Origin of the sequence: Brevundimonas sp. UBA6550 (genome assembly GCF_002434505.1) — a bacterium.
Lineage (GTDB): Bacteria > Pseudomonadota > Alphaproteobacteria > Caulobacterales > Caulobacteraceae > Brevundimonas.
Genome location: NZ_DJKE01000005.1, coordinates 25,541 through 39,041 on the forward strand (window position 1 = coordinate 25,541; position 13,501 = coordinate 39,041).

12 protein-coding genes are annotated in these 13,501 nt (G+C 67.4%); 6 read left to right on the forward strand and 6 right to left on the reverse strand.

Annotated features, from left to right (window positions below; translation table 11 throughout):
• Positions 1-71 precede the first annotated feature (71 nt).
• Genes B3Z70_RS04260 through B3Z70_RS04275 form a run of 4 tightly spaced genes read left to right on the forward strand, consistent with a single transcriptional unit; the run spans position 72 to position 3,550 of the window.
• Positions 72-1,187, forward strand: coding sequence for a flagellar basal body P-ring protein FlgI (locus tag B3Z70_RS04260; RefSeq protein ID WP_292044751.1), 1,116 nt, complete (start codon positions 72-74; stop codon positions 1,185-1,187).
• Positions 1,188-1,189: 2 nt separating this feature from the next.
• Entirely contained in the window at positions 1,190-1,492 is a 303-nt protein-coding gene (locus tag B3Z70_RS04265) for a rod-binding protein (RefSeq protein WP_292044754.1), read from the forward strand.
• Positions 1,489-1,926, forward strand: coding sequence for a flagellar basal-body protein FlbY (locus B3Z70_RS04270; RefSeq protein WP_292044756.1), 438 nt, complete (start codon positions 1,489-1,491; stop codon positions 1,924-1,926). The genes B3Z70_RS04265 and B3Z70_RS04270 overlap by 4 nt, the downstream gene beginning before the upstream one ends.
• A gap of 46 nt (positions 1,927-1,972) precedes the next feature.
• The gene (locus tag B3Z70_RS04275; protein ID WP_292024380.1) at positions 1,973-3,550 is read left to right on the forward strand and encodes an EAL domain-containing protein; all 1,578 of its coding nucleotides are present in this window, start codon (positions 1,973-1,975) and stop codon (positions 3,548-3,550) included.
• A 9-nt stretch (positions 3,551-3,559) separates the two neighbouring features.
• On the opposite strand, the gene B3Z70_RS04280 is transcribed toward B3Z70_RS04275, so the two are convergent.
• Complete coding sequence (locus tag B3Z70_RS04280) at positions 3,560-5,170, reverse strand: ABC-F family ATP-binding cassette domain-containing protein (RefSeq protein WP_292024378.1); 1,611 nt, start codon at positions 5,168-5,170, stop codon at positions 3,560-3,562.
• Positions 5,171-5,339: 169 nt separating this feature from the next.
• Between B3Z70_RS04280 and B3Z70_RS04285 the strand changes: the two genes are divergently transcribed.
• Positions 5,340-5,870: a group III truncated hemoglobin gene (locus B3Z70_RS04285; protein ID WP_292024376.1), complete on the forward strand. Its 531-nt coding sequence runs from the start codon at positions 5,340-5,342 to the stop codon at positions 5,868-5,870.
• 104 nt (positions 5,871-5,974) lie between these two features.
• Complete coding sequence (gene uvrA / locus B3Z70_RS04290) at positions 5,975-8,917, forward strand: excinuclease ABC subunit UvrA (protein WP_292024374.1); 2,943 nt, start codon at positions 5,975-5,977, stop codon at positions 8,915-8,917.
• A 49-nt stretch (positions 8,918-8,966) separates the two neighbouring features.
• On the opposite strand, the gene B3Z70_RS04295 is transcribed toward uvrA, so the two are convergent.
• The 5 genes from B3Z70_RS04295 to B3Z70_RS04315 form a co-directional block, all read right to left on the reverse strand.
• Positions 8,967-9,857 carry a hypothetical protein gene (locus B3Z70_RS04295; RefSeq protein ID WP_292044758.1) on the reverse strand — a complete coding sequence of 297 codons (891 nt, stop codon included), beginning with the start codon at positions 9,855-9,857 and terminating at the stop codon, positions 8,967-8,969.
• An 80-nt stretch (positions 9,858-9,937) separates the two neighbouring features.
• Positions 9,938-10,600, reverse strand: coding sequence for an ABC-type transport auxiliary lipoprotein family protein (locus tag B3Z70_RS04300; RefSeq protein ID WP_292024369.1), 663 nt, complete (start codon positions 10,598-10,600; stop codon positions 9,938-9,940).
• Entirely contained in the window at positions 10,597-11,535 is a 939-nt protein-coding gene (locus tag B3Z70_RS04305) for an MlaD family protein (RefSeq protein ID WP_292024366.1), read from the reverse strand. Before B3Z70_RS04305 ends, B3Z70_RS04300 begins: the two co-directional genes overlap by 4 nt.
• A 12-nt stretch (positions 11,536-11,547) precedes the next feature.
• Positions 11,548-12,342, reverse strand: coding sequence for an ABC transporter ATP-binding protein (locus B3Z70_RS04310; RefSeq protein ID WP_292024364.1), 795 nt, complete (start codon positions 12,340-12,342; stop codon positions 11,548-11,550).
• Positions 12,339-13,454: an MlaE family ABC transporter permease gene (locus tag B3Z70_RS04315; RefSeq protein WP_292024362.1), complete on the reverse strand. Its 1,116-nt coding sequence runs from the start codon at positions 13,452-13,454 to the stop codon at positions 12,339-12,341. Before B3Z70_RS04315 ends, B3Z70_RS04310 begins: the two co-directional genes overlap by 4 nt.
• Positions 13,455-13,501: the final 47 nt, after the last annotated feature.

Genomic DNA, 13,501 nt, shown 5'->3' on the forward strand with positions numbered 1-13,501 from the left:
ATTCCCTTGGTTAATCGACCGGCACGATCCTGGCATGGATCGGCGCGTAAAGCCGCGTGGACGTTCGACCGATGCAAAATCTGCTTGCCCGCCTTGCCGCCTGCGCCGTCGCCGCCCTGACGGTCTCGGCCGGCCCGGCCCTGGCCCAGATGCAGTCGCGCATCAAGGACATCGCCGCCGTCGAGGGCGTGCGCGGCAACCAGCTGGTCGGCTACGGCATGGTGATGGGCCTGAACGGCACGGGTGATTCCCTTCGCAACTGCCCCTTCACGCGCCAGTCGCTGGAAGGCATGACCGAGCGGTTGGGCGTCAATATTCGCGGCTCCAACGCCAACACCAAGAACATGGCCGCCGTCATGGTGACGGCCGACCTGCCCGCCTTCGCCACGCCGGGTTCACGCATCGACGTGTCGGTCGCCTCCATGTGCGACGCCAAAAGCCTGCTGGGCGGCTCGCTGGTCGTGACCAGCCTGCAGGGCGCCGATGGTCAGGTCTATGCGGTGGCGCAAGGGTCGGTGCAGACCGGCGCCGTCTCGGCCTCCGGCGCGTCGGGGTCTTCGGTCACGCGCGGGGTGCCGACCGCCGGCCGCATCGCCTCGGGCGCCCTGGTCGAACGCGAGACCGGCTTCCAGATGGCGAACATGAACGAGGTGCGGCTGAACCTGCGCAACCCCGACTTCACCACCGCCCAGCGCGTCGCCGCCGTCGTCAACGCCGCCTATCCGGGCGCGGCCCTGGCCGAGAACGGCACGGTGGTCGCCCTGCGCGCGCCGGCCCAACTGGGCATGGCGGGCTTCATCAGCCGGATCGAAAACCTGCCGGTCAGCGTCGATACGCCGGCCAAGGTCATCATCGACGAGGTCAACGGCGTCATCGTCATGGGCGACGCGGTGCGCATCTCCCGCGTCGCCATCGCCCAGGGCAATCTGACCATATCGGTGGACGAACAGCCCATCGTCAGCCAGCCCGCCCCCTTCAGCCAGGGCCAGACCGCCGTCGTCCCCTCCAGCCAAGTCAACGTCGAAGAAGACCTGGGCACCCAGATGCGCCTGGTCGGCGGCGGGGCCAATCTGTCCACCCTGGTCAACGGCCTAAACGCGCTCGGCGTCAGCCCGCGCGACATGATCAGCATCCTGCAGGCCATCAAGGCCGCCGGCGCCCTGCAGGCCGACATCGAGGTGATGTGAGCATGGCCGACCTGACCGTATCCGCCGACCTGCTGCGCCCGACCGCCGCCGCGCCGAGCGTCCCCAACCGCGACAAGATCCAGGAAACCGCCAAAGCCTTCGAGGCCACCTTCATCTCCCAGATGCTGAAGCCGATGTTCGACGGCCTGTCGACCGACGGCCTGTTCGGCGGCGGCCAGGCCGAGGCGACCTGGCGCAGCTTCATGCTGGACGAAATGGCAAAGACCACCGTCGCATCGGGCGGCATCGGCCTGAGCGGGCCGGTGATGTCCGAAATGCTGAAGATGCAGGAGGGCCGGCGATGAGCGACAGCGAACTGGCCCAGGCGCGCGTGCGCCAGCTGATCGTCCTGACCGAGCGGCTCACCGATCGGTTATCGGCCGAAACCCAGGCCTTTGCGGACCGCCGCCCTCAGGATGTCGCCGCCGGCCTGGCCGAGACCCAGGAGATGGCCAATCTGTATCGGCGCGACACCGCCCATGTGAAGGCCAACCCCGCCCTGCTGCGCGACGCCCCGCTGGATGACCGCAAGGCGCTGGTCGAAGCCACGCGCGTCTTCAACACCGTGCTGAACGCCCACGCCCGCGCCGTCGAGGCGGCCCGCCAGATCTCCGAAGGCCTGGTCCGCACCATCGCCGCAGAGGTCACCGCCGCCCGCACCCCGGCCAGCGCCTACGCCGCCGATGGCCGCGCGGCCCTGGGCGACGGGCGCGCCGTCGCTTTCAACCGCATGGCCTGATCGGCCATTGCCGATTTTTTAAGCGCATGCATGCCAGCATGGCCTCATGACGCTGACGACCCGTCTTCTTGGCCTGGCCTTCGCATCCGCCGACACCCTGGTCGAGGTGGACCCGAAGGGCGTCGTCGCCTTCGCCATCGGCGCGGGCGCGACAGCGGGCGAGGACGCCGGCGCGACCTGGACAGGGCGGCCGCTTGCGGACCTGCTGCACGACGGGGTGGCGACTCTGGCGACCTTGCAGGGGATGAAGGCGGGCGTGCGCATTCCCCCCACCTCCATCCTGGTTTCGGCGGGTCCCGACCGGGTGCGGCGCGCGACCTTCCGCGCCTTCGTCCTGCCCCAGATGGCGCCGGCCGTCTCCTGCGCCATTTCCTACGACGGGCCTGCCTTCGCCATCGCCGGTCTTGAAAGCCCGCCCCTGATGGACCCGGACGCCTTCCTGGCCGATGCGGGCCGCGTGCTGGAGTCCAGCCCCGACCTGGCCCTGTCTTTCCTGGACATCAAGGGGATGGAGGATGTGGGCGACGACGTGGCCGACCGCCTGAACCGCAGGATCGAGGCCACCCTGCAATCGGCCGCGGTCCAGGGATCGGGCGCGGCGCAACTGACCAGCGTGCGATTCGCCCTGCTGCGCCCCGCCAACGACCGCCGCGACATCGCCGCCGAAATCGTCGAGGCCGGCCGCGCCGAAGGGCTGTCCTTAGGCGCCGAGGCGTTCAACTCGCCCGTGCCGCCCGGTTCGGATTCCCTTTGCGTGCTGCGCGCCATGCGTTTCGCCATCGAGGGCTGCCTGAAAGGCGATGGCCTAGCCAATCCGCAGATCGCCTTTGCGGATTCCCTGAAACGCACCTTCCGCGATGCGGAGACCTTCCGCAGCGTGGTCAAGTCACGCGAGTTCCAGGTCCACTATCAGCCCATCGTCCATCTGGATTCGCGCGCGGTCCATCATTTCGAGGCCCTGGCGCGGTTCAACGGCAACAACGGTCCCGCCGACGCCATCCGCATGGCCGAGGAGCTGGACCTGATCGAATCCTTCGACCTGGCCGTGGCGGAGAAGGTGCTGAAACGCATGCGCCAACCCGGCGCCGGCCTGCTGAAGATGGCGATCAACGTCTCGGGCGCCTCGCTTGGCGACGACACCTATGTCGAACAGTTGCTGCGCATGACCGCCGGCGCGCCGGAAGAGCGGCGTCGCCTGATCGTGGAAGTCACCGAAACCTCGGCTGTCGCCGACATCGAGGCCGCCAATCGCCGCCTGACCGGGCTGCGCGAAGCCGGCATCAAGATCTGCATCGACGATTTCGGCGCCGGGGCCGCCGCCTTCGACTATCTGCGCAAGCTGTCGGTGGATGCGGTCAAGATCGACGGCGCCATCGTGCGCGACATCCAGACCGAAGATCGGTCCAAGACCCTGCTGCACACCATCGTCGAGATGTGCCGCTCGATGAAGCTGGAAACCATCGGCGAAATGATCGAGACCGATGCGGTCGCGGCCGAGTTGAAATCGGCCGGCGTGGATTACGGCCAAGGCTGGCTGTTCGGCCGCGCTGAGGCCGAGCCACGCACCCAACTGTCTGCGCCGACCATGGTTCGGCGCCGCGGCACCGTCGAAGCCTGGGGCTGACGCGCCGGCCTAGAGGCCGATCGTCCGGTCGATGTTCAGCGCAGCCAGAAAGTCTGCGTCATGGCTGACAACCAGCATGGCGCCGTCATAGGCGTTCAGCGCCTCCTCCACCGCTGCGATGGAGTTCAGATCCAGATGGTTCGTCGGCTCGTCCAGCACCAGCAGTTGCGGCGGCGCAGCGCCGGTCAGCACACAGGCCAGCGCCGCCCTCAGCCGCTCGCCGCCCGACAGATTGGCGACGTGGCGATGCGCGGCCGTGTTGCGAAACAGAAAGCGCGCCAGGGCGGCGTGGGCGTCGTTGTCCGACCCGCCGGGGTTCAGCCGCCGCCACGCCTCGACCAGGGTCTCGTCCGGCCGCAGCAGGGCCGCCTCCTGGTCCAGCATGACCGCGCGAACAGGCCGTTCGACCGAACCCTCGGTCGGTTCAAGATCGCCCACGATCAGCCGCAGCAAGGTCGTCTTGCCCGATCCGTTGGCCCCGGTGATCGCCACACGCTCCGGCCCGCCGATCCTCAGGTCGATCGGCCCCACGATCCGTTTGCCCTGCGACGTCGCCCAAACCGCCTGCTCCAGCGCCAGCACCGTCCGCCCCGCCGCCAGCCTGCTCGGGGGCATCGGGATCGACAGCGTGCGCGTCCGCTCCACCCGCTCCCGCGCCGCCCTCAAGGCGACCTGCGCCTCCTCGGCCTGACGGGTCGCCAGCAGTCGGTCGCGCCCGCCGCTGTTCTCGGCCCGCTCGGCTCGCGCGCCGAGCAGGATTCTGGGCATGTCGCCCCTGGCCGCCTTGCGCCGCCCCGCCGCGTCGCGTCTCGCCTTGGCTTCGGCCCCCCTCTGCGCCTCCGCCCCGACGCGCGCAATGTCGCGTTCAGCCGCCTCCAGCCCTCGGGCCGCAGCCTCTCGCTCGGCCGCCTTGCGCCCGACATAGAGGTCGTAACCGCCGCCGTAGCTGGCGACGCCGAGGCTCGACACCTCCAGAATGCGGTCCATCCGACGCAGCAGGTCACGATCATGGCTGACCACCACGACCCCGCCGTCCCAGCGTCCAATCACATCGGCGACAAGCGCCCTCGCCTGCCGATCCAAATGGTTGGTCGGCTCATCCAGCAGGATCAAGTCGGGCCGAGCCAACATCAGGCCCGCCAATCGCAGCCTCGTCTGCTCGCCCCCGCTAAGGTCCGCCGTGAAACGGTCCAGCGGCAGGCCCGCCAACCCCACGGCGCCGAGCGCCTCGCCTGCGCGTGTTTCCAACGTCCAGTCTGCATCCGCCAGATCGCGCTCGCTCGCCTCACCGGCCAGGATGCGCGCAACGACCGCCATGGGCTGGTCGACGCCCAGTGTCTGGACAACCGTTTCACCGGGCGAGGGATCGTGTCGCTGGTGCAGGACCCCGACCGTGCCGCAACGCGAAACAACCCCCTCCACCGGCGCAGCCTCGCCCGTGATCAGGCGCAACAGCGTGCTCTTGCCGGCGCCATTGCGACCGACGACGCCGGTGCGCTCCGACCCGAACGTCAGGCTCAGATTGTCGAAGAGTGCGGCGCCCTCAGGCGTCCGTACGGCGACCTTGTCGAACGTCGCGAACGCGGACGGCGACCCGCTTGGGTTTTGGCGAATTGGCATGAAGGATCACGAGCAGCATGGCGGACAGGGCAGAACCGGTTGCCAGTGCGATGATCATGGTCTTCAGGCCTTCTGCAAAAACGCTTCAGAACACGGAGGATGGGTCCAGATCGCGCGATGCGCAAGCCCGACCACGAACACGGCCGCGTGAGCCGGGGCGGAACGTCCAATGGCCAGGCCCGATCCGACGCCCTATCTGATCTTGATGCCCAGTCCGTTCCGCATCGACGATCCCGCCGGGGCCGAAGCCCGCCGCGCGGCTGCCGTCCAGCTTCTGCGCGACGAGACCGGCATAGACGAGGCCATGATCGGCGCCCTGGTCGAGGAGTTCTACGCCCGCGTTCGCGACGACCGCCTGATCGGCCCCATCTTCGCCGCCCGCATCACGGACTGGGGACCGCACTTGGCGCAGATGAAGCTGTTCTGGTCTTCGGTGGCCCTGTCGACCGGCGTCTATCAGGGGCGGCCCATGCCCAAACATCTGCCCCTGCCCATCGACGCCCGCCACTTCGACCGCTGGCTGGAACTGTTCGTGGAGACGGCGCAGACTCTATGCCCGCCGGTCGCCGCCGCCCATTTCGTCGAACGCGCCCGCCGCATCGCCGAGAGCCTGGAACTGGGCGTCGCCACCGCCAGCGGCGTGATTCTGGCCAAGGGCGAGCGGTTCATTCGCAAGTCCGAAGCCTGGACGCCGGAATAGACCTGGCAATGTTCTCACATTGTTCTTGCTGAAATGTGCGAATTGATCCCCATATAGCGTCGTCGCGCCGGAGCCGTCCGGCCCTCCCCGCGTTCCCGGAATCCATGACCGAAAAGCACAACTTCATCCGCGTTCGCGGCGCTCGCGAGCACAATCTCAAGGGCGTGGACCTGGATATTCCGCGCGAACAGCTGGTGGTGATGACCGGCCTGTCGGGCTCGGGCAAATCCTCTCTGGCGTTCGACACCATCTACGCCGAGGGCCAGCGGCGCTATGTCGAAAGCCTGTCGGCCTATGCGCGCCAGTTTCTGGAGCTGATGGGCAAGCCGGACGTGGACCTGATCGAGGGCCTGTCCCCGGCCATCTCCATCGAACAGAAGACCACGTCCAAGAACCCGCGTTCGACCGTCGGCACGGTGACGGAGATCCACGACTATATGCGTCTGCTGTGGGCGCGGGTGGGCATCCCCTATTCGCCCGCCACCGGCCTGCCCATCGAGAGCCAGACCATCAGCCAGATGGTCGACAAGCTGACCGCCCTGCCGGACGGAGAGCGCATCCTGCTGCTGGCCCCCGTCGTGCGCGGCCGCAAGGGCGAATACAAGAAAGAGATCGCCGAATGGCAGCGTCAGGGCTTCCAGCGCCTGAAGATCGACGGCCAGTTCTATCCCATCGACGAAGCCCCCACGCTGGACAAGAAGTTCAAACACGACATCGACATCGTGGTGGACCGGATCGTCACCAAGCCGGATCAGGAAGGCCGTTACGCCGACAGCCTGCAAACTGCGCTGGGCCTGGCCGACGGCATCGCCAACGCCGAATGGGCGTCCACCAACGAGGGTGAGACGGCGCCGCGGACCCTGGTGTTTTCCGAACGGTTCGCCTGTCCGGTGTCCGGCTTCACCATCGCCGAGATCGAGCCGCGTCTGTTCTCGTTCAACAATCCGTTCGGCGCCTGTCCGGTCTGCGACGGGCTGGGGGTCAAGCTGGCCTTCGACGCCGATCTGGTCATCCCGGATCGCGACAAGACCTTGCACGCCGGAGCCGTCGCGCCGTGGGCGCGCGGACCGTCGCCCCTTTATACCCAGACCCTGCAGTCGCTGAGCCGCCACTACGGCTTCTCGATGGACAAGCCTTGGCGCGAACTGCCGGCCCAGGCGCACAAGGCCATCCTGCAGGGCACCGGCTCGGAGAAGATCAAGTTCGTCTATGACGACAACGCCCGCAAATACGAGGTGTCCAAGCCGTTCGAGGGCGTGCTGCCGAACCTGGAACGGCGCTGGCGCGAGACCGACAGCGCCTGGGTGCGCGAGGAGCTGGCGCGATACCAGTCCGAGACGCCCTGCGACGCCTGCCACGGCAAGCGACTGAAGCCCGAGGCCCTGGCGGTCAAGGTGGGCGGCGAGGACATCGCCGACATCTCCACCCTGTCGATCTCCAAGGCCTATCTGTGGTTCTCGACCCTGGAAGAGAGCCTGAGCGACAAACAGGTCGAGATCGCCCGGCGGATTCTGAAGGAAATCTGCGACCGGCTGCGGTTCCTGAACAATGTCGGCCTGGACTATCTGAACCTGTCACGCTCATCCGGCACCCTGTCGGGCGGCGAAAGCCAGCGCATCCGCCTGGCCTCGCAGATCGGTTCTGGCCTGACCGGCGTTCTGTACGTGCTGGACGAGCCGTCCATCGGCCTGCACCAGCGCGACAACACCCGCCTGCTGGAAAGTCTCAAAGGCTTACGCGACCTGGGCAACTCCGTGCTGGTGGTCGAGCACGATGAAGAGGCCATCCTGACCGCCGACTATGTCATCGACATGGGACCGGCCGCCGGCGTCCACGGCGGCACGGTCTGCGCCGAGGGCACGCCGGCCCAGGTCATGGCCAATCCGAACTCCCTGACCGGCAAATATCTGACCGGCGCGCGCGAGATCGAGATTCCGCCCGAGGGCCGCCGCCCGATCAACCGCAAGCGGATGCTCAAGATCAGCGGCGCCAGCGGCAACAATCTGAAGGGCGTCACCGGCGAAATCCCCGTCGGGGTGTTCACCTGCATCACAGGCGTCTCGGGCGGCGGCAAGTCCACCTTCACCATCGAGACCCTGTACAAGGCCGCCGCGCGCCGCCTGAACAATGCGTCCGAAGCCCCCGCCCCCTTCGACCGGATCGAGGGGCTGGAGCATTTCGACAAGGTCATCGACATCGACCAGTCGCCCATCGGCCGCACGCCGCGCTCGAACCCCGCCACCTACACCGGCGCCTTCGGGCCGATCCGCGACTGGTATGCGGGCCTGCCGGAATCCAAGGCGCGGGGCTATGGGCCGGGCCGGTTCAGCTTCAACGTCAAGGGCGGCCGCTGCGAGGCCTGTCAGGGCGATGGTGTCATCAAGATCGAGATGCACTTCCTGCCCGACGTCTATGTCACCTGCGACGTCTGCAAGGGCAAACGCTACAACCGCGAGACGCTGGAAATCGTGTTCAAGGGCAAGTCCATCAGTGACGTGCTGGACATGACGGTCGAAGAAGCCGCCAGCTTCTTCAAGGCCGTGCCGCCGATCCGCGACAAGATGCTGACGCTGGAGCGGGTGGGTCTGGGCTACGTCAAGGTGGGCCAGCCCGCCACCACCCTGTCGGGCGGCGAGGCCCAGCGGGTCAAACTGTCCAAGGAACTGTCGAAACGCGCCACGGGCCGCACCCTCTACATCCTCGACGAGCCGACCACCGGCCTGCATTTCGAGGACACCCGCAAACTGCTCGAGGTGCTTCAGGAACTGGTCGAGGCCGGCAACACCATCGTGGTGATCGAGCACAATCTCGACGTCATCAAGGTCGCGGACTATCTGCTCGACTTCGGCCCCGAAGGCGGCGACGGCGGCGGCGAAATCGTCGCGGTCGGCACGCCCGAACAGGTCGCAGACAACACCGCCAGCTGGACCGGAAAATACCTCAAGGAGGTGCTGGACCGGCACGAGGAGCGCCGCAAGGCCCGAGTCGCGGCGCTGGGCGGCGGCGACGCCAAGCCGGCGCGCAAGAAGGCCAAGGCGTCCGCCTGATGCGATCAGGCCGTCATCCTGGCCGTCGCGGCGAGGATGACGGTCGGGATCACCGCCCCTTCAAGGTGCGAATGCCCTGCCAGGCGGCCGAGAACGGCGCGTAGAGGACGGCCAACTGCAAGGCCGACAGGAAGGCGTTGACGATTGAGGACAGCAGCAGCGCCGGCCAGGCGTTGGCCAGAACCTGACCCAACCCCATGTCCGCATAGCGCGACAGGCTCTGCACCCCGCCGGTCAAGAGATCGGCCGCCGCCCCGATGATCATGCCCAGGATGCTGACGATCAGCGACATGATGACGGCGATCACCGCCATGCCCAGCAACGCCCAGAAATGCCCTTTCGTCGCCGAGAAGGATTCCAGGATCATGATCTTGTGACGATCCACCGTCATCGGCACGGCCAGGCTGAACTTGACCGCCAGCCAGACGACTAAGGCGAAGGCGGCGAAGATCAGCAGCACGCCGACCAGGATCAGCAGCGGTTGGCCCGAGGCGGCGCCGAAGCCGATCGCGGCGCCGACCAAACTCATGGCCACGCCGGACGCCAGCCCGACAATCACGGTGATGGCCAGGGTGACGACCAGGACCCGCACCTCGTCCATGCCGAGCCGCAGATAGCCCCAGCGCGACTCCTCGGGTCGCAGCACCGACCGCGCCACCGCCGCGCTCAGGACCGTTCCGATGACGATGCCCAGGGGCGCGGCCAGGAAGAAGGCGCTGGAGTAGATCGGAACCAGAGCCTGAAAATCGGCCATGGACGGATTGGACGACTGCTCCAAGGCTTCGCCGGCGGCCATCAAGGCCGCCCATTTGTCCGCGCCAAAGCCGAACATGACCACATAGAGCAGCAGATAGGTCAGGCCCCAGGCCAGGGCGACGACCGGATGACGGCGGACGACCCGGAAGCCTTCGAAGGCCGCGTCGGTGGCGGAAAAACTCATGACAACTCCGGGTGCAGATTCGCCGTCAGCCTAGCGCATCCGCGAACCGGCGTCCCCTGGTCTGCGGGAGCCGGCCCGCGTCACCGTCCCGACTGAATGGTCCAGTCCGCGATCTGGGTGTTGATGTCGCGCGTGGCGGTGTCGAAGGCGGCGACGATGGCGGAGACGCGGTTCTCGCTGGCCGGCTGGGCGACGGTGAAGACCCGTTCGACCGAACGCCCCTGCTCCGGCCGGATGGCCGCGCCGCCAGCCTGACGCTCGGGCGTCGAGCGCAGTTGGGCGCGGGCGGTGATGACCACATCCGGCGCCGCGCCCGGCGCGGCGTAGCGCGCTTCGAACGTCGTCACCGTGACCTGAAGCACCAACGGGGGCGTGCCGGGCTCGCGCCGGCCCAGCACGCGGATGCGGTCGGCGCGGTTGGCGAAGGCGGCCTTCAAACTGTCGTCGAACAGGGTCGAGGCGGGCGAGACCCAACGCGCCCCGCCGATATAGGCGGTTTCCAACCCCGTGACGCCCAGGATGCGGTCGTCGCCGGCCGCTTCCGGGAACTCGATCCGACGGATGGAGACGGTCAGGGGCGCGGGCGCGTCGCCGATGGCGGACGGCGCCTCCATCGGCAGGCCGAAGCGATAGTTCTGCACCGGATCCGGCGTGGACAGCAGCGAACACCCGCCCAGCGCCGCCAGGACGGCGACGCCTGCCGCCAGGCGGAAACCGGAACGAACGACGGGACGGTTGATCACGGCTGAACCTCCAGCTCTTTGGATTGGGGACGCCCGATGAAGTCGCGCGGGCTGGCGCGGACCTGATCGATCAGGGACTGAAGCGAGCGGGTCGCCTCCTGCAATTCCTCGATCGTGCCGGTCAGCTGCGGCAGGCTGGACGTGGCGAAGTCGCCCAAGGGTCGCTCCAACCCGCTGATCGAGCGGTTGGCCGAGGCGATGGCCGTGCGCGCCTCCGCCGTGGCGGCGTTGATGTTGGCGATGGCCTGGCGGCCGTCGGTGTTGATGATCTGGCGCGTATCGACGGCCAGGCCCTGATATTCCTTCACAGCGGCGTTGGCGTTGGTCACGGCCTCTTCCAACTGCTGGAAGATGGCCTTGCGCGCTTCAAGCTCGGTCGTCAGGGCCTCGACGTTCTTCACGCTGGTGGAGAAGCTGCGGATGTTGTCGTCGGACATGACGCGGTTGATGCGGTTCAGGGCGTCCACCGTCTGGGCCAGCACGGTTCCCGATCCGCTGAGCAGTTCGGCGATGGGCGACGGCTGGCTCTGCAGCACCGGCACGACATTGTCGGGATACTGGTCCTTCAGCAGGGCGCTGTTGGGCGAGCCGGCGGTGATCTGGATGTAGTTCAGGCCGGTGATGCCCTGCGGCTCCAACTGGGCGCGAGAGGTGACGCGGACCGGGGTGGTGCCGTCCACGCGGACGCGGGCGATGACCTGATCACCGCGCTTGGTGTCGATGTTCAGGTCCGTCACCTCGCCAACGCGAATGCCGTTGAAGTGGACCTCGCCGCCCTCAGACAGACCGTTCACCGGGCCGTAGAAGACGATGTCGTACAGGTCGTAGTCGCGGTTGAACTGCAGCCGGGCCAGCCAGATGGTGAACACCGCCAGCGCCGCCAGAAGGCAGACGGTGGCGATCCCAACGGCGGCGTAATGTGCGTCTCGTTCCATGCTCGGCTCTCCTCAGGCCGCCGTCTTGGTGGCTGCGCGACCGCGCGGCCCCAGGAAGTATTCCTTGATCCACGGATGGTCGGAGTGTTCCAGCTCCTGCACCGTGGCCTTTTCGACCACCCGCTTGTCCGCCAGGACCGCGACCTTGTCGCAGATGGCGTAGAGGGTATCGAGATCGTGGGTGATCATGAAGACCGACAGGCCCAGGTCGTCCGCCAGCTGACGGATCAGATCGTCGAAGGCCGCCGCCCCGATGGGGTCCAGCCCGGCCGTCGGCTCGTCCAGAAAGACCAGTTCCGGGTCCAGCGCCAAGGCGCGGGCCAGGCCGGCGCGCTTCTTCATGCCGCCCGACAGTTCGGCGGGCTTCAGATAGTGGTGCTCGGGCTTCAGACCGACCATGGCGATCTTCAACTCGGCCAGTTCGTAGATCACCGATTTCGGCAGTTTGGTGTGTTCGACCAAGGGCGAGGCCACGTTCTCCAGCACGCTCAACGACGAGAACAGGGCGCCCTGCTGGAACAGAATGCCGGTGCGGCGCTCGATATCGGCCGACTGCGCATCGGTCAGGCTCGCCCGGTCGTAACCCAACACCTTGACCGAGCCGCCCTCAGGCTCCTTCAGGCCGATGATGGTGTTCAGCAACACCGTCTTGCCGGCCCCCGATCCGCCGACCACGCCCATGACCTCGCCGCGTTGCAGGTCGAGGTCCAGGTTCTCGTGGATGGTGCGCTCGCCGAACTGGCTCAGCAGACCGCGAACCTCGATCAGGTTTTCCGGTTCGGACTTGGCGGAAATGCTGTCGGTCATATGTTCAGCTCCAGGAAGACCAGAGCGAACACGGCGTCCAGCAGGATGATGGCGAAGATGGCCTGAACCACGGCCGCTGTCACGCGGCGCCCCAGGCTTTCGACGTCGCCGGCGACCGACATGCCCTGGCGGCAGCCGATGGCGGCGATGACCATGGCGAAGACGGGCGCCTTCACCAGTCCCACCATCATGTGCTGGGCCATGCTGCCGTCCTCGACCAGACGCTGGAAGAAGAAGGACGGGCCGAGGTTCAGCGAGCTCCAGCACACGACCAGACCGCCTAGAAGCCCGCCGATCATGCCCATGAAGGTCAGGAGCGGCAGCATCAGCACCAGGGCCGCCACGCGCGGCACGACCAGGGCCTGGAACGGATTGACGCCCATGACCTGCATGGCGTCGACCTCCTGGTTCATCCGCATGGACCCGATCTCGGCGGCGAAGGCCGACGAAGAACGACCGGCCAGCAGCACCGAGGCGATCACCACCGCGAACTCGCGGAACATGGCCACGCCGATCAGTTGCACCGCAAACACCTGCGCGCCGAAGTCGGTCAGCAGGTCCACGCCGATGAAGGCCACCACCGCCCCGATGAAGAAGTTGGTGATCATGACGATGGGGATGGCGTCCAGCCCCGCGCGCTCGGCCTGGCTGACCCAGGCGGGCCAGCGGATGCCGCCGGGACGCCGCACGGCCTCGACCACGGCGGCCATGAGCCGACCCAGGAAGGCCAGGGACAGCATGGCCTCGCCGCCGAAGTCATAGACCCCGCGACCGATCTTGGCGAAGGTGCGCACGAAGGCGCTGGGGCGTTTCGGCGCCGGGGCGCTCTTGCGCTCCAGCAGCTCGATCATGTGGTAGATGCGGCCCGCCTCGGGACGATCCTTCCACTGGCTCTTGGACAGTCGCCCGCTGGACGCCTGGACCAGGGCCAGGGCGCCGGCGGTGTCGAAACGGCCCAGATCGGTGGTGTCGATGCTGGCGATCTCGCGCCCTTCCAGATCGCGGCTCAGTTCCGTCGGCAAGCGGCCGAGCGCGGTCGTGGTCCAGTCGCCGGTCAGTCGCAGCCGCGCCGCGCCGTCCGCCTCCACGATCTCGTATTGCGCCTGGTTCATCGGACCTCGAACGACAGGTCGGACATCGCGATAATCCCCTGGCCGCC